The organism is Cellulomonas sp. URHE0023, assembly GCF_000688475.1.
In the GTDB taxonomy this organism is placed as follows: domain Bacteria; phylum Actinomycetota; class Actinomycetes; order Actinomycetales; family Cellulomonadaceae; genus Cellulomonas.
In genome coordinates, this window is the sequence record NZ_JIAN01000011.1 from 83,629 (window position 1) to 99,353 (window position 15,725).

The window sequence follows — 15,725 nt, forward strand, 5'->3', positions numbered from 1 at the left end:
CCCTCTCGTGCGGGTGCTGTGCACCAGCTCGAGATCGGACCACGTACGAGCAGTACGTTCGGGATGAGCCGCCGCATCAAGGCGCGCGGCACCGCCGTCTACCTTATCTGGGCAGGGATGGACTGGTCAAAGCGGCGCTGACTCGTCCGTGCGGTCTGAGCCGACCGTCAGCCCAGCGCGCGGGCGACGGCGAGCAGCTCGTCAGGGACGTACTTCACCTTGCCCGCCACCTCGTCCAGCGAGACCATCTGCACCGACTCACCGCGGAGCGCCGTCATGACGTTCGACTGCCCCTCGGTCGCCGCGTCGATGGCCGCGACGCCGAACCGCGACCCGAGGATCCGGTCGACGTGGGATGGGATACCGCCGCGCTGGACGTGACCGAGCACCACGGTCCGCGTGTCGAAGCCGGTGCGCTGCTCGATCTCGAGCTTGAGCCTGTCACCGATGGCGCCCGCGACGATGTCACCGAACTTGCCGTGCTGCGTCTCGTAGCTCATCGAGGTGCCCTCCGCGGGCACGGCGCCCTCCGCGACGACGATGATGGAGAAGCTCGCGTGCGCGCGGTGCCGGTGCTTGAGGAACTTCTCGATCTTGTCGATGTCGAACGGGGCCTCGGGCGCGAGCACGAGCTCGGCGCCGCCCGCGATGCCGGCCTCCGTGGCGATCCAGCCCGCGTGCCGCCCCATGACCTCGACGATCATGACGCGGTTGTGGCTCTCAGCCGTCGTGTGGATGCGGTCGATCGCCTCGGTAGCGATGCCCACGGCAGTGTCGAAGCCGATCGACTTGTCGGTCCCCCACACGTCGTTGTCGATGGTCTTGGGGATCGCGACGATCCGGATGCCCGCCTCGGCCACCTTGCTCGCGGCGTGCAGGGTCCCGTCGCCGCCGATGCAGATGAGCACCTCGATGCGCTCGGAATCGAGCGTCGAGAGCACCGCGTCGAGGCCGCCGTCGTCGGCGTGCGGGTGGTACCGGGCCGTGCCCAGGAGCGTCCCGCCGACCGCGAGCTGGTTGCGGATGTGCTGCCGGGTGATCGGCTCGCTCAATCCGTCGACGACGCCGCGCCACCCGTTGCGGAAGCCGATGATCTGGTGCCCGTACTCGCCCTCTCCTCGCTTCACGACTGCACGTATCGCAGCGTTGAGGCCGGGGACGTCTCCGCCCCCGGTGAGCAGTCCGACTCGCACAGGTACTCCTTCGACTCCAGTGAACAGATGTGCGGAGCGCGTCGTCGGGCCGCCGTGCTCCCACCTTAGCCAGCCCACCATGCGTCCGTCTGTGGACCAACGTCCCTATCGAGCGCGCGACACTGGACGGATGACCGACGACCCCCTCGCCGAGGCCGGCTACCTGGACATCCCGTCGTCCTCCGGCGGCTCCGCCGGACGGGGCTGGTGGGACGCGAACGCGGCCGAGTACCTGCAGGAGCACGGCGACTTCCTCGGCCCCGCCGACTTCTGCTGGTGCCCCGAGGGACTGCGGGAGGCTGATGCGCGACTCCTGGGCGACCTGTCCGGTCGGCGGGTTCTTGAGGTGGGTGCCGGTGCGGCGCAGTGCGCACGCTGGCTCGTGGAGCAGGGTGTCGACGTCGTCGCTACTGACGTGTCGGGCGGGATGCTGGCGGCCGGCGCGGCCTACGACCGGTCGACGGGCGCCAGGACGCCCCTGGTGCAGGCCGACGCGCGACAGCTGCCGTTCGCCGACGGGTCCTTCGACGTCGCGTTCACCGCGTTCGGGGCGCTCCCGTTCGTGCCCGACGCCGGCCGCGTCCACTCCTCGGTCGCACGAGTTCTGCGACCGGGTGGACGGTGGGTGTTCGCCGTGACGCACCCCATCCGCTGGGCGTTCCCCGACGACCCGAGCGAAGCCGGCCTCACGGCGACACGGTCCTACTTCGACCGGACGCCGTATGCCGAGATCGGCGCGTCAGGGTCCGTGCTCTACGCGGAGTACCACCGGACGCTCGGGGACCACGTCGCCGAGCTCACCGCCGCCGGCTTCGTGCTCGACCGCCTCGTCGAGCCCGAGTGGCCCGAGGACCACCACCGGACCTGGGGCGGCTGGGGTCCCGTCCGTGGTGCGCTGCTGCCCGGTACCGCGATCTTCGTGACGCACCTGGGGCGGTGACGACGCCGCCACCGCCCCAGGGCGCTGTCAGTGGACGACGGCCTTCTCCGAGCCTGCTCCGGTCAGCGACCGGACCTCCATCTCGGCGTACTTGGCGGGGTCGCCCTTCACCTTGCTGACGTACGTCCCGACGATGCCCAGCAGGAACCCGAGCGGGATCGAGATCAGGCCGGGGTTCTCGAGCGGGATCAGGTGGAAGTCGATGTCCGTGTTCTTGATCATCGACAGGCTGGCACCGGTGACCGGATCCACCTTGCCCGAGACCACGGGCGAGAACGTGATGAGCACAATGCAGGAGATGAGCCCGCCGTAGATGCTCCACAGGGCTCCGGAGGTGTTGAACCGCTTCCAGAACAGCGAGTAGAGGATCGTCGGCAGGTTGGCGCTCGCCGCGACCGCGAACGCCAGCGCCACGAGGAACGCGACGTTCTGCCCGTTGGCGAAGATGCCGCCGATGATGGCCAGGATGCCGATCACGACGACGGTGATCCGCGCGACCCGCACCTCACCGTCCGGCTTGACCTCGCCGTGCTTGATCACCGACGCGTAGATGTCGTGCGCGAACGACGCCGCCGCAGTGATGGTCAGACCCGCGACGACCGCGAGGATGGTCGCGAACGCGATCGCCGAGATGAGTCCGAGCAGGATCGTGCCGCCCAGCTCGTAGGCGAGCAGCGGGGCCGCCGAGTTGACGCCACCCGGTGCTGCCTTGATCGCCTCAGGACCGACGAGCGCCGCCGCGCCGTAGCCGAGCACCAGGGTGATCAGGTAGAAGATCCCGATCAGCCAGATCGCCCAGACGACCGAACGACGCGCCTCCTTGGCGGTCGGCACCGTGTAGAAGCGCATGAGGACGTGCGGGAGGCCTGCGGTGCCGAGCACGAGCGCGAGCGCCAGAGACAGGAAGTTGAGCTGGCTCATCGAGGTCGCGCCGTACTGCTTCCCGGGTCCGATCAGAGCCTCCCCACCCTCGCCCGCGGTGTCGATCGCGCCCTGCAGGAGGTCGGAGAGGTTGAAGCCGTACTCCGAGAGCACCCACACCGCCATGACCGCGGCACCGATGATCAGGAGCACCGCCTTGATGATCTGGACCCACGTGGTGCCCTTCATGCCGCCGATGAGGACGTACAGGATCATCAGCGCGCCGACGACGGCGATGACGGCGCCCTGCGCGGCGGTGCCCTCGACGCCGAGCAGGAGGGCGACGAGGCCACCGGCACCGGCCATCTGCGCGAGGAGGTAGAAGAACACCACCGTGAGCGTCGCGAGCGCGGCCGCCATGCGGACGGGGCGCTGCTTGAGCCGGAAGGACAGGACGTCCGCCATGGTGAACCGGCCGGTGTTGCGCAGCAACTCGGCGACGAGAAGCAGCGCGACGAGCCACGCGACGAGGAACCCGATCGAGTACAGGAACCCGTCGTAGCCGTTGATCGCGATGGCACCGCAGATGCCGAGGAAGGACGCCGCGGACAGGTAGTCGCCCGCGATCGCGGTGCCGTTCTGGGGGCCGGTGAACGAGCGCCCCGCCGCGTAGTAGTCGGCAGCGGTCTTGTTGTTGCGCGATGCGCGGAACACGATGACCAGCGTGATGGCGACGAAGCCCGCAAAGATCGCGATGTTGACCGCGGGGCTGCCGACGTCTTCGGTCGTCGCGGCGTGGACCAGGGACCGCAGCGAGTCGCTCATGCGCCCTCACCGTCCAGCGAGGCGCCTTCCTCGATGTGCCGACGAAGTCGCTCCGCGACGCGGTCCTGACGCGTGTTCGCCCAGTGCGCGTAGATCATCGTGATCGCGAACGTGCTCACGAACTGGCCGAGTCCGAACAGAAGTCCCACCGTGATGTTGCCCCAGAGCTTCTGGGACATGAAGTCGTGCGCGTAGTCCGCGAGCAGGACGTACAGGAAGTACCAGGCCAGGAAGAAGGCCGTCATCGGGAAGACGAAGCGACGGAACCGCCGCTTGAGCGCCTGGAACTCTGCGCTGTCCTGTACTCGTTCGTAGTCCGTCTGTGGTTGTCCGAGTGTGTCGGTCACGAGCGGCTCCTCGAGAGACGTCGCGGCTCCGTCGCCGCTGTGTGGCCGACACTTTGGCGTAGATCACCCGCGGCCGCACGGCGAAACGCACGCGAAAGCGCGCGAAACACCAGAAACCCTCGTCAGTGGCCAACCCTTGGGACCACTCGTCGGGAGTACCCGATCAGTGACCGGCGTCGTGCCAGGACCCGCCGGCACCGACCGTGACGTCGAGGGCCACGTCCAGCGGTCCGTCGGTGGCACCGTCGCCGGCTGCGCCCATCTGCTCGCGGACCATCGACTCGACCTCGTCGCGCTCGCCGGGCGCGACCTCGAGCACGAGCTCGTCGTGCACCTGGAGCAGCATCCGAGACGCCAAGCCCCGTCGCGTGATCTCGCGGTCGACACCGAGCATCGCGACCTTGATGAGGTCGGCCGCGCTGCCCTGGATCGGTGCGTTGAGGGCCATCCGCTCGGCCATGTCGCGCCGCTGGCGGTTGTCGCTGGTCAGATCCGGCAGGTACCGGCGGCGACCCAGGATCGTGGCGGTGTACCCGGTCGTTCGGGCGACCTTGACCACACCCTCCAGGTAGTCGCGCACGCCACCGAACCGCTCGAAGTAGTCCCGCATCAGCGACGACGCCTCGGACACCTCGATGGCGAGCTGCTGCGACAGCCCGTACGCCGACAGGCCGTAGGCCAAGCCGTAGCTCATCGCCTTGATCTTCGAGCGCATGGCCGGCGTGACCTCGCTCGTCGGCACCCCGAACACGTGCGACCCGACATAGCTGTGCAGGTCCTCGCCCGAGCGGAAGGCCTCGATCAGGCCCTCGTCGCCCGACAGGTGCGCCATGATCCGCATCTCGATCTGCGAGTAGTCCGCGGTCAGCAAGGTCTCGTACCCCTCACCCACGACGAATGCCCGGCGGATCTGCCGGCCCGCCTCGGTGCGGATCGGGATGTTCTGCAGGTTGGGGTCCGCCGACGACAACCGGCCGGTCGCCGCGATCGTCTGCTGGAACGTCGTGTGGATCCGTCCGTCCGGCGCGATCGACCGGAGCAGGCCCTCGACGGTCTGCCGCAGCCGGATCGCGTCGCGGTGGGCGAGAAGGTGCTCGAGGAACGGGTGCTGCGTCCGGGCGAACAGGTCCGTCAGCGCGTTCGCGTCCGTCGTGTACCCGGTCTTGTTCTTCTTGGTCTTGGGCATCCCGAGCTGGTCGAACAGCACCTCCTGGAGCTGCTTGGGCGAGCCCAGGTTCACCTCGCGCCCGATCACCGCGTAGGCATCGGCCGCGGCCTCCTGCACCTGCGCGTCGAACGACTTCTCGAGGCTCGAGAGGTAGGGGTGATCGATCGCGATGCCCGTGCTCTCCATGCGTGCGAGCACGTCGACGAGCGGCAGCTCGAGGTCCGCGAGCAGCCCGGCGGCACCGCGGTCGGCGATCTCGCCGTCCAGCACGTCGGACAGGTCACGAACCGCAGCAGCACGCACCGCAGCACGTCGACCCTCGTCGGTGCCGTCGATCTCGAGGTCGAGGAGGCCCTGACCCCCGTCGGCGGCGTCGGTGGCACCGAGCTCGCGCCGCAGGTACCCGATCGCCAGGTCGGCGAGGTCGTACGCGCGCCTGTCGGGCTGGCACAGGTAGGCCGCCAGCTCGGTGTCGAACGCGACGCCGGCGAGCGGCAGCCCACGCCCGGCCAGGGCGTGCCACGCCTCCTTCGAGGCGTGCACGACCTTCGGCGCGTCCGAGTCTGCGAGCCATGCCGCAAGGGCCTTCTCGTCTGCCGGGTCGATCTGCTGCAGGTCGAACGCGGCGGCGTCCCCGTCCGCGTCCGCCAGGGCGACACCCCACGCATCGCCCCGCCCCGGCGCACCCAGGCCGCGCACGTCGAGCCCGAGCGGCTGCCCCGCCCGCTCAGACAGCCAGGAGGCAAGCTGGCCCGTGCCGAGCACCGTGAGGTTCAGCTCCGCGGCAGCGACCGCCGTGGCGGAGTCCGCCCCCTCGTCGGGAAGCATCGCGAAGAGCCGGTCCCGGATCGCCCGGAACTCGAGCTCCTCGAGGATCGCGTGCAGTGCGTGGCGGTCCCACGGGCGTGCCGCGAGGTCCTCCGGCCCCAAGGGCAGCTCGACGTCCGTGAGGAGCCTGTTGAGCTGCCGGTTGAGCGCCACCTGCTCGAGGTTCTCGCGCAACGACTCCCCCGCCTTGCCGGGAACGTCGCCCGCCGAGCCGAGGATCCCCTGCAGGCCGTCGTACTGGCCGATCCACTTGGCTGCGGTCTTCGGTCCCACCCCCGGGATGCCGGGAAGGTTGTCGCTCGACTCCCCCACCAGCGCCGCAAGATCGGGGTACCGCTCAGGCGGGACGCCGTACTTGGCCTCGACCGCGGCCGGTGTCATCCGCGCCAGCTCCGACACGCCCTTGACCGGGTACAGCACCGTGACGTCCTCGTTGACCAGCTGGAGCGCGTCCCGGTCGCCGGTGCAGATGAGGACCTGCATACCCTGCGCGCGCGCCTGGACCGACAGGGTCGCCAGGATGTCGTCGGCCTCGAACTGCGACTTGGACAGGTACGGGATGTGCATGGTGTCCAGCACCCGCTGGATGACCTCGACCTGGCCGCGGAACGGCGCCGGAGTTGCGTCGCGGTTGCCCTTGTACGCCTCGTAGACCTCGGTCCGGAACGTGGTCCGGCCGGCGTCGAACGCGACCGCGACGTGGGTGGGCGCCTCGTCCCGCAGGAGGTTCGCGATCATCGAGAAGAACCCGAAGACCGCGTTCGTGGGCTCGCCCGCGGAGGTGGCGAACTTGTCCACCGGGAGCGCGAAGAACGCCCGGTAGGCCATCGAGTGCCCGTCGATGAGAAGCAGCCTGGCTGGGGTGGACGTTGTCGTCGGGGGGTTCGCTGGCAATCCGTCGCTCACGGGTGCCAACCTATCTGCCATGACCGACACCGACGCCCTCGCCGCCGTCCCCTCGACCGTGGGCACGCTCATCGAGCGACTGGGCATCGAGCTGACCGAGCTGTCGGCGAACAGGGCGGTCGCCACCATGCCCGTCGAGGGCAACACGCAGCCGTACGGCCTGCTGCACGGGGGCGCCTCCGCAGCGCTCGCCGAGACGCTCGGCTCCTACGCGGCGCAGGTGCACGCGGGTCCAGGGCGCGCGGCCGTCGGGATCGAGATCAGTGCCACGCACCACCGGGCCGCCCGCTCAGGCGTCGTGACCGGTACCGCTACCGCGATCCACCTCGGGAACCGGCTGGCGACCTACCAGGTGGTGGTCGAGGACGACGGCGGACGGTTGCTCTGCACCGCGCGGTTGACGTGCATGGTGATCGAGGCGCGGGACTGATCGGCGCTCGACGCCCTCGCCACCGGCGAAGGAACGTCGTCAGGGGCCCGTCGTGCCTCGCGGACGTGTCGGCGCCGCGCGATGAGGTCCTCGAGCCTGCGCGTGGTGCTCGGTGCGTGGTCCTGCGCGAGCCTGCGCTGCAGCACCGCCGTGGAGACGGCCCGGTGCGACGCAGCCGGAGCGAAGCCGATGCGCGCCAGGAAGCGTTGCATGCCGCGCGCGCCGGGCAGAGGCGACGAGTAGAGCTCGGTGGCGCCAGCCTCCTCGGCCACCGCGACAGCGGCGAGCAGCAGCGCCCGCCCGAGGCCGCGCCGCCTCGCGTCCGGCTGCACGTAGACCGCCTCGATGTCCATCGCGACGACGTCCGTGAACGGACCCGGTCCGACGATGCGCGCGAGCATCAGGCCGGCGGGCTCCCCGTCGAGCTGAGCCAGGAGGATGCGCCCGCCCTCGACGCCCAGGAGCGTGCCGAGCTGGTCATGGAGGCGTGCCGAGTCGTCCGTGCAGAGCTGTGAGCCGACGCCCGCCTCCTGACGGGCGGTCAGGACGAGCGCGACGAGACTGTCAAGGTCACCCGGTTGGGCTCCGCGGACTTGCACACCAATACGCACGGCAGTCAGACCTCCGGACGGGACGAGGGGGATCCGGTCGGGGTGACGAACATCCCTGCCCGCGATGGCGTCGCTCTCGATCATGGACCACTGCGGCCGCCGGTGCCTAGTCCCGGACGGCACCTGGTGTCGCCCGGACGAGTGCATTTCTTGAACATTCGACCAGATTCGCTCGTTCACCCACGGTTCGCCTGTGCGTCGACGCGAACCCGACGGTCGCTACCCGCTGTCCGTCCGCCCGGGCTCCACGTCGGTGCCCGGGCTGAGCCCGACGTCGGTGATGCCCAGCTCGTCGGCAAGGAACAGGAACGCCCGCCCGTACGGATGGGCACCGACATCGGAGCGGACGCGGTCCCAGTCGATCTGCTCACGCAGAGCTCGCACGATGGCCAGCAGGCGCCCGAAGTCGCAGTAGTGCTCGCCGAGCACGCGCAGCTTCGCCGAGACGACATCCGTGGCACCCAGGACGGGCATCCGCACCGAGAGCACCTCGAGCACGTCGCTGCGGTCCAGGAGCTCGTCGGTGATCGGCTCCCCCACCATGCGAAACAGGACGTCGACCAGCTGTCCGTGGTGGTAGGCCTTGAACAGCCAGTTCTCGGCCGGGTCGCTCACCTCCAGCCCCTTGGCGGCGATCGCCTCCTTCGCGCGGTCGATGTCTCGCTCCACGATGGCGAAGTCCGCGTCATGGCTCGGTTCTGGCGCACCCCGGGCCCACGCGGCATAGCCGCCGACGAGCGCGAACGGGATGCCGGCATCCATCAGTGCGACGGCGGTGAGGCGCAGGCCGTCCTGGAGTGCGGAGCGGTCCTCGATGGCGTCCACGGGCGTCATGGCACGCAGGTCTACACCCCGACGCGCACATTCGCAGGACGGAAGGTTGAATCGGCGGCGTGCGCATCGCGACGTTCAACATCCTGCATGGCCGGTCCCTGGCCGACGGTGAGGTGGACCTCGACCGGTTCGCCCGTGCGGTGCGGGACCTGGACGTCGACGTCCTCGCGCTGCAGGAGGTCGACCGGGACCAGCCGCGGTCGCACGGCGCCGACCTCACCACGGTCGCGGCCGAGGCCATGGGCGCCCCGGAGCACCGGTTCGCCGCCGTGCTGCACGGCGAGCCGGGCGTCTGGACCGCTGCGAGCGGCGACCGCCAACCGTCGTCGGCCGCCTACGGGATCGCGCTGCTGAGCCGGTTCCCCGTGCGTTCCTGGCACGTTCTCGACCTGCCGCTGCGCCGTCGTCGTGCCTCCGTGCGATGGCCCGGGAGCCGGTGGCCGACGCTCGTGCGCGACGAGCCACGGGCTGCCCTCGTGGCGTCCGTCCAGACCCCGACCGGCGACCTCACCGTCGTCGCCACGCACCTGACGTTCATCCCCAGCCACACGGTTCGCCAGCTCACCCACCTCGCGAGCCGGGCGCGCGTCCTGCCGCGGCCGCTGGTCCTGGTGGGCGACCTGAACCTCGACGCGGACAAGGCGAGGAGCGTGTCAGGTTTCACGTCCCTGGCGACGGCCTTCACGTACCCCGTCAGACAACCGACGAGACAGCTCGACCACGTCCTCGGCTACGGACCCGTCACGGCGACCGGGGCGGCCGAATCGATAGACACGGGCGTCTCGGACCACCGGGCGCTGCTGGTCGAGCTCGACGTCAGGAAGACGCCATAGGGCGCGCCTGGATCAGGCTGCGCCGCCACCGACCTGCTCGATGACCGCGTCGGCCACCTCACGCATGGTCAGCCGGCGGTCCATCGAGGTCTTCTGGATCCACCGGAACGACTCCGGCTCCGTCAGACCCATCTTCGTCATCAGGAGCCCCTTGGCGCGATCGACCCGCTTGCGCGTCTCGAACCGCTCCGCCAGGTCGGCGACCTCCGACTCGAGCGCTGCGATCTGGGCGTACCGCGAGATGGCGATCTCCACGGCGGGCAGAAGGTCGGCCGGGCTGAACGGCTTGATGACGTACGCCATCGCGCCCGCCTCGTTCGCCCGCTCGACGAGCTCCTTCTGCGAGAAGGCCGTCAGGAGCACCACGGGCGCCAGGTGCGCCTTGCCGATGCGCTCCGCAGCCGAGATCCCATCCAGGATCGGCATCTTGACGTCCATCACGACGACGTCCGGCTTGAGGTCGGTGACGAGCTGCACGGCCGTCTCGCCGTCGCCCGCCTCGCCGACGACGTCGAAGCCGGCGTCACGCAGCGTCTCGACGACGTCCATGCGGATGAGCGCCTCGTCCTCGGCCACCACCGCCCGGCGAGCGGCACGCGCCGGGGCGGGCGTAGTCTCCGCCGCGGCCTCGGTCGAGCTCAGGTCGAGGTCTGCCTGCGTGGGATCGGGATTGGCGTCGGTGCTCACGTGCACAGAGTAATGGCCGTCGCACCTCGGATTGCAGCAGGTGCGCCTGTGAGCCCGCCCACCTGCGTCTTTCCCTCCCCGCTCCGGGTATCCTGCTGCACGGCCCCGATAGCCCAACCGGCAGAGGCGTTCGGCTCAAACCCGATCCAGTGTGGGTTCGAATCCCACTCGGGGCACCCGTCTGACTTGCGACAACACATCGGCGAACGCGCACACGTTGCGCAAGCATCGAAGGCACTCCTGTGGGCGGGCGCGCAAGCCTGGCACGCTGGTGCGCCGCCTCGATGAAGGGTCTCCCGTGCCCGGTGTTCTGGTCCTCTTCATGCTGTCCGTGGCAGCGGTGGTCGTGACGACCGTCGTCGACATCGTCCGGAGCGACAAGGACTTCGGTGCTGCGTGGGGAGACTTCTCGGCGGCGCGCTGGGTGGCGTGGGTGGCAGCCGTCGTCGGCGCCGTGCTCTCGTTCACGTCTCCATCGGTGCGATAGGCCGCGCCGGTCCCCGTCGCCGGGCGCCGGACGCTACGGCCCGCACCTCAGGGGGCCGCCGCACGATGTGAGGGAGCCCGGAGGGCCGTTCCGAGAATCCTCTAAGAACGCGGCGACAGACTCGGACCATGGCAACGACCACGGCCCACCTCGCACCTCCACCGGTCGGCGTCCCGTCGGCCCGGCGGCCGGGACGGCGACCGTCCGGGGTGCTCGCTGCCCTCTGGGTCGGCTCGCTGGCGGTGCTGGCGTTCTGGTGGCTCGGGACCTCGCCGCTGGTCGGTTCGACACCCGGTGGCGCGGCGATGAGCCTCGGTGAGCTGGCCGGCCTGCTCGGGTCGTTCCTGGTCTGCGCGCAGCTGCTGCTGATCGCGAGGGTTCCCTGGTTCGAGCGGTCCGTCGGACTCGACCGCCTCGTCTCGTGGCACCGCTCGCTCGGGACCACCGTCGTCCTGCTGATCGTCACGCACGTGGTCCTGATGGTCCTCGGGGGGGCGTGGCTGGACGGAACGTCGGTCTGGGCCGAGGTGCCCGGGGTCCTGGCGACGCAGCCGTACCTGTGGCCCGCGGTGATCGGGACGGCGCTGTTCGTGGCCTTCGGCCTGTCGAGCGCCCGACTGGCGCGGCAGAACCTCTCCTACGAGGTCTGGTTCACGGTGCACCTGACCAGCTACGTGGCGGTCTTCCTGACGTTCTTCCACCAGATCGCCGGCGGGACGCACTTCGTGTCGAACCCCTTCGCCCGGCTGGCCTGGATCACCCTGTACGCGGGGACCGCCGCGGCGATCCTCACGTGGCGGGTCGCGCTGCCTCTGCTGGACCACGGTCGTCACCGCCTACGGGTGACGAGGGTGGTGCCGGAGGCTCGCGGGCTCGCGAGCGTCTGGCTCGAGGGTGCGGACCTGCAGAGGCTGGGCGCCCGAGGTGGGCAGTACTTCCTGGTCCGCTTCCTGACGAGGGGGCACCTGGTCACCGCGCACCCGTACTCGCTGTCCATGGTCCCGACCGACGACAGCCTGCGCTTCACCATCGGCGCGCTCGGGGACCACTCGTCGGCGGTGGCACAGGTGCGCGCCGGGACGCGCGTCCTCGTCGAGGGACCGTTCGGCCGGTTCACGGCGGAGCGGGCCACCTCCCGCAAGGTGCTCCTCGTGGCCGGCGGCGCAGGCATCGGACCGATCCGAGCACTGGCCGAGGAGCTGTTGCGGCGGGGCCACGAGATCGTGGTCATCCACCGCGCCCACACGGCTGACGGGCTGGCCCTCGCCGGCGAGTTCACGCCGTCGCCCTGGCTGCGCTACCTCGCGGTGCCGGGTCGTCGTGCGGAGCTTCGGCACGACCCGTTGTCCGCCCCTTACCTCCGCCGAGCGGTCCCGGACATCGCCGAGCGGGACGTGTTCGTCTGCGGACCCGACGCGATGATGACCACCGTCACCCGGTCGGCGCGCGCCCTCGGCGTGCCGGCCGGAGCGGTCCACCGAGAGGAGCTGGGCTGATGGCCACCCGACCATGGCGAGGGACGTTGATCTTCGTCGGCACCGCTGCGGCGATGGCGGCCGCGGGCATCAGCCGGTTCGCCGGCGTCGTGCCCCAGCCGGCCGCCCCGGCGTCGGCCTCAGGAGTGCAGAGCGCTGGGTCGACGACCCCGACACCGTCCAGCGGTTCGACGTCGGACGGCTCGAGCGCGACCGGGACGGGCAGCGGCGCGACGTCGGACACGGTGACGATCGTCGGGTCGGTCGTGCAGAACCGCTACGGCGCCGTCCAGGTCGCCGTGACGTTCAGCGGCAGCCAGATCACCTCCGTGCAGACCTTGCAGACGCCGAGCCGTGAGCGCGAGAGCGCTCAGATCTCCGAGCGTGCGGTCCCCGCACTGGCCCAGGAGGTGGTCGCGGCGCAGTCGGCGCACATCGACACCGTCTCGGGCGCTACGTACACGTCTCAGGGGTACCGGGAATCCGTCCAGTCAACGATCGACCAACGGGGCTGAGCGGACATGCCGCCCCGTCGCTGCTGGCGATGGCGCCTGACGCGGTGACGTGGGCGCGCGGACTCGGCGCGTCCGTTGCCGTGGACGCGAGCGCGGGCATTCTCACCGACCGGTCTGGCGCGGAGCTGCTGGTAGCTCGAGGGTGATCACCGCTCCAGCGCCCGCCCCCGGCAGCGACTCCGCCCGCACCGATCCCCCGTGCTGGGAGGCGATCTCGGCGACGAGTGCGAGGCCGATCCCGTAGTGGCGCCGATCCGGGTCGCCGTCGGCCTCGTCACGGTGCGACGCGAACCGCCGGAACAGGTCCGCCTCGTCTCCGGTGAGTCCTGGTCCGTCGTCGCGCACCGACACCAGGACGCGACCCGACCCGACCCGGACGTCAACCTCCACCGTGCCGTCCGCGTGGTCGAGAGCATTGTCGACGAGCGCCGTCAGCGCTCGCCGGACGGACGCGGTCGAGGCCAGGACGACGGCTCGGGTCTCGCCGGACCGGGTCAGCGTGACGCCCCGGCGCTCCCCCGCCGCGCGTGCCGCTTCCACCACGTCGGCTGCCACGTCGGCAACATCCACCGGGACCGGATCGACGGACCGGGCGTCCGCCGCCAGCAGCATGTCGTCCAGGACCGCCGTGAGCGCCGCGGTGTCGGCCAGCAGCCCGTCGACGTCGTGCTGCACGCGGTCCGGCGACGCTGCCCCCCAGTCCGCGGTCATGTGTCGGTCCAACAGCTGGGCCCGCGTGGAGATGAGCGTCAGTGGGGTGCGCAGCTCGTGGCTGGCGTCGGCGACGAAGCGCCGCTGGAGGCTCAGGGCACCGACCATCGGCGCGACCGCGCGACGCGCGAGCCACGCACCGCCGAAGCCGGCCAGCACGACCCCGAGACCGCCCGCGAGCAGCAGTGCCGCCACGAGCCGCTCACGCTCCTCATGGCCGGTGCGCGGGTCCAAGGCCGCCTGCACCACCCGGTCCCCGCTCAGGCCGGTGACGACCGTGACCTCGCCGGCGCTCGTGGGCACCGTCGTGCGCACGTCGCTCCCGCCCGCGGCCACCTCGCGCAGGGCGTCGAGGTCGGGCAGGCCGGTCGGCATGTCGGCCGAGGTCTCCAGTGCACCGTGATGGGCGACCGCGACCCACATGCCGGCGGGCGCGTCGTGGACGTCGTCGACGGAGTGCACCGCCGCAAGTATCTGGGACACCCCCGCCGCGTGCTGCGACCGGATCACGATGACCAGGACCGTGGTGGACACCGCGGCGAGCACGACGAGGACGAGCCCGGCGACCTGTAGACCCAGTCGCCACGACGTGCGACGCACGACGCGCCGCTCGTTCGCCGTCAGGTTCGTCATGCGTCGCCCAGGCGGTACCCGGCGCCTCGCACGGTCGACACGCTCGCGCGACCGAGCTTGCGACGCAGGTAGTAGACGTAGGTGTCGACGACTCCCTCGTCCTCGGCGTCCGGGAAGACCCGGTCCAGGAGGTCCGGGCGACTGAAGACCTGCCGCGGCCGCCGGGCCAGCTCCTCCAGCAGGGCGCTCTCGCGTTCCGTCAGGCTCACGGACGCTCCGCTGCTGAGCGCTACCTCTCGGGAGCCGACGTCCAGCGAGCCGCCCGGCACCCGGATGGTCGTCGCCTCGTCGTGGTTCCGGCGGCGCAGGGCGCGCAACCGGGCGGCCAGCTCGTCGAGGTCGAACGGCTTGCTCATGTAGTCCTCAGCGCCGGCATCCAGGCCCGCCACACGATCCGCGGGGTTCCCGAGCGCGGACAGCACCAACGCGGGCGTCTGGACCCCGCGGGAACGCAGACGGGCCAGCAGGTCGAGACCCTCGATCGCCGGTAGCCCACGGTCGAGCACGAGGACGTCGTAGCGGCGGGTCAGCCCGAGGTGCAGGCCGCGCTGTCCGTCCGGTGCGACGTCTACGTCGTACCCCTCACCCGACAGGATCTGCTCGAGCATCGCCGCGAGCTGGCGGTCGTCCTCGACGAGAAGCAACGGCACCCCTGTCCCCATGCCGCGCCGTCCTACAGGCCCGACACGCCGAGGAGGCGGCCGACGGCGTAGGTCACGGTCATGGCCACCGCTCCCCCGACGACCAGCCGCACGACGGCCGGCAGCCGACGGGCACCGCCCAACCGCGCGCTGATCCCACCGGTGACGGCCAGCGCGACCAGGACCGCAGCGAACGTCACGGCCACCCGTACGGAGGCCGGAGCGAGCGAGACCGCCAGCAAGGGAAGGAGCGCACCGGCGGTGAAGGACAGACCCGACGAGATCGCGGCGTGGACCGCGTTGGTCAGTGCACCGGGGTCGAGCCCGAGCTCCACGTCCAGATGCGCCGCCAGCGGATCGCGGTCGGTCAGCTCTTGGGCCACCGCGCGGGCAGTCTCGTGCGAGAGGCCCTTGGACTCGTACATGCCGATGAGCTCGTCCAGCTCACCCTGAGGGTTGTTCTCGACCTCGCGGCGTTCCTGCTCGATCAGAGCGCGTTCCGCGTCGCGCTGGCTGCTCACCGACACGTACTCACCGAGAGCCATCGAGACCGCACCCGCCACCAACCCCGCGATACCGGCCACCAGGATCGGGCCGATCTGCGTCGTCGCCCCCGCGACGCCCACGACCAGGCCCGCGGTCGAGATGATCCCGTCGTTGGCGCCGAGCACCCCGGCACGCAGCCGGTTCAACCGCGCGGCGTCACGACCCCGACCGTTGTCCACCTGTCGGGCCGTCGATCTTCCGAGCTCGGCCACGTTCTCGACGCTAGGCCGCTCGGGGACCCGGCGCCACGAAGG

At 70.7% G+C, this 15,725-nt stretch carries 16 protein-coding genes and 1 tRNA gene; 7 read left to right on the plus strand and 10 right to left on the minus strand.

The window, feature by feature from the left end:
• Nucleotides 1-167 precede the first annotated feature (167 nt).
• The gene (locus N553_RS0119670; RefSeq protein WP_028047942.1) at nt 168-1,193 is read right to left on the minus strand and encodes a 6-phosphofructokinase; all 1,026 of its coding nucleotides are present in this window, start codon (nt 1,191-1,193) and stop codon (nt 168-170) included.
• Nucleotides 1,194-1,323: 130 nt separating this feature from the next.
• Between N553_RS0119670 and N553_RS0119675 the strand changes: the two genes are divergently transcribed.
• The gene (locus tag N553_RS0119675; RefSeq protein WP_028047943.1) at nt 1,324-2,133 is read left to right on the plus strand and encodes a class I SAM-dependent methyltransferase; all 810 of its coding nucleotides are present in this window, start codon (nt 1,324-1,326) and stop codon (nt 2,131-2,133) included.
• Between the two features lie 27 nt (nt 2,134-2,160).
• On the opposite strand, the gene N553_RS0119680 is transcribed toward N553_RS0119675, so the two are convergent.
• From N553_RS0119680 to polA, 3 genes are all read right to left on the minus strand, one after another.
• Nucleotides 2,161-3,819 (minus strand): cation acetate symporter, encoded by a 1,659-nt coding sequence (locus tag N553_RS0119680; RefSeq protein WP_028047944.1) that lies wholly within the window; start codon nt 3,817-3,819, stop codon nt 2,161-2,163.
• Nucleotides 3,816-4,166 (minus strand): DUF485 domain-containing protein, encoded by a 351-nt coding sequence (locus N553_RS0119685; RefSeq protein ID WP_028047945.1) that lies wholly within the window; start codon nt 4,164-4,166, stop codon nt 3,816-3,818. The genes N553_RS0119680 and N553_RS0119685 overlap by 4 nt, the downstream gene beginning before the upstream one ends.
• A gap of 163 nt (nt 4,167-4,329) precedes the next feature.
• Nucleotides 4,330-7,089 carry a DNA polymerase I gene (gene polA, locus N553_RS0119690; RefSeq protein WP_028047946.1) on the minus strand — a complete coding sequence of 920 codons (2,760 nt, stop codon included), beginning with the start codon at nt 7,087-7,089 and terminating at the stop codon, nt 4,330-4,332.
• On the opposite strand from polA, the gene N553_RS0119695 reads away from it, so the two are divergent.
• Entirely contained in the window at nt 7,088-7,498 is a 411-nt protein-coding gene (locus N553_RS0119695) for a PaaI family thioesterase (RefSeq protein WP_028047947.1), read from the plus strand. The two genes, polA and N553_RS0119695, sit on opposite strands and share 2 nt — an antisense overlap.
• Here the strand turns inward: N553_RS0119695 and N553_RS0119700 are convergent.
• Nucleotides 7,414-8,193 (minus strand): GNAT family N-acetyltransferase, encoded by a 780-nt coding sequence (locus tag N553_RS0119700; RefSeq protein ID WP_081844788.1) that lies wholly within the window; start codon nt 8,191-8,193, stop codon nt 7,414-7,416. The two genes, N553_RS0119695 and N553_RS0119700, sit on opposite strands and share 85 nt — an antisense overlap.
• A 135-nt stretch (nt 8,194-8,328) precedes the next feature.
• On the minus strand, nt 8,329-8,943 hold the full coding sequence (locus N553_RS0119705; RefSeq protein WP_028047949.1) for a hypothetical protein: 615 nt from the start codon (nt 8,941-8,943) through the stop codon (nt 8,329-8,331).
• Nucleotides 8,944-9,002: 59 nt separating this feature from the next.
• Here N553_RS0119705 and N553_RS0119710 point away from each other — a divergent pair, with 59 nt between their 5' ends.
• Entirely contained in the window at nt 9,003-9,776 is a 774-nt protein-coding gene (locus tag N553_RS0119710) for an endonuclease/exonuclease/phosphatase family protein (protein WP_028047950.1), read from the plus strand.
• A gap of 12 nt (nt 9,777-9,788) precedes the next feature.
• Here N553_RS0119710 and N553_RS0119715 read toward each other — a convergent pair whose 3' ends face one another.
• Complete coding sequence (locus N553_RS0119715) at nt 9,789-10,418, minus strand: ANTAR domain-containing response regulator (protein WP_231505335.1); 630 nt, start codon at nt 10,416-10,418, stop codon at nt 9,789-9,791.
• Between the two features lie 147 nt (nt 10,419-10,565).
• On the opposite strand from N553_RS0119715, the gene N553_RS0119720 reads away from it, so the two are divergent.
• The 4 genes from N553_RS0119720 to N553_RS0119735 all read left to right on the plus strand — a co-directional run bounded on the left by N553_RS0119720 (nt 10,566) and on the right by N553_RS0119735 (nt 12,940).
• Nucleotides 10,566-10,639 (plus strand) — tRNA-Leu (locus tag N553_RS0119720).
• 122 nt (nt 10,640-10,761) lie between these two features.
• Nucleotides 10,762-10,950 carry a hypothetical protein gene (locus N553_RS0119725; RefSeq protein ID WP_028047952.1) on the plus strand — a complete coding sequence of 63 codons (189 nt, stop codon included), beginning with the start codon at nt 10,762-10,764 and terminating at the stop codon, nt 10,948-10,950.
• Between the two features lie 128 nt (nt 10,951-11,078).
• Nucleotides 11,079-12,446 (plus strand): ferric reductase-like transmembrane domain-containing protein, encoded by a 1,368-nt coding sequence (locus tag N553_RS0119730; protein ID WP_028047953.1) that lies wholly within the window; start codon nt 11,079-11,081, stop codon nt 12,444-12,446.
• The gene (locus tag N553_RS0119735) at nt 12,446-12,940 is read left to right on the plus strand and encodes an FMN-binding protein (RefSeq protein ID WP_028047954.1); all 495 of its coding nucleotides are present in this window, start codon (nt 12,446-12,448) and stop codon (nt 12,938-12,940) included. The genes N553_RS0119730 and N553_RS0119735 overlap by 1 nt, the downstream gene beginning before the upstream one ends.
• Nucleotides 12,941-13,042: 102 nt before the next feature.
• Here the strand turns inward: N553_RS0119735 and N553_RS23885 are convergent, their stop codons facing one another.
• From N553_RS23885 to N553_RS0119750, 3 genes are read right to left on the minus strand one after another with little or no spacing between them, the layout of a single operon-like run.
• Complete coding sequence (locus tag N553_RS23885; protein WP_051640395.1) at nt 13,043-14,284, minus strand: cell wall metabolism sensor histidine kinase WalK; 1,242 nt, start codon at nt 14,282-14,284, stop codon at nt 13,043-13,045.
• Nucleotides 14,281-14,946, minus strand: coding sequence for a response regulator transcription factor (locus N553_RS0119745; protein WP_197030138.1), 666 nt, complete (start codon nt 14,944-14,946; stop codon nt 14,281-14,283). The genes N553_RS23885 and N553_RS0119745 overlap by 4 nt, the downstream gene beginning before the upstream one ends.
• A gap of 11 nt (nt 14,947-14,957) precedes the next feature.
• Nucleotides 14,958-15,683, minus strand: a complete 726-nt coding sequence (locus N553_RS0119750; RefSeq protein WP_369796731.1) for a VIT family protein — start codon at nt 15,681-15,683, stop codon at nt 14,958-14,960.
• Nucleotides 15,684-15,725 lie beyond the last annotated feature (42 nt).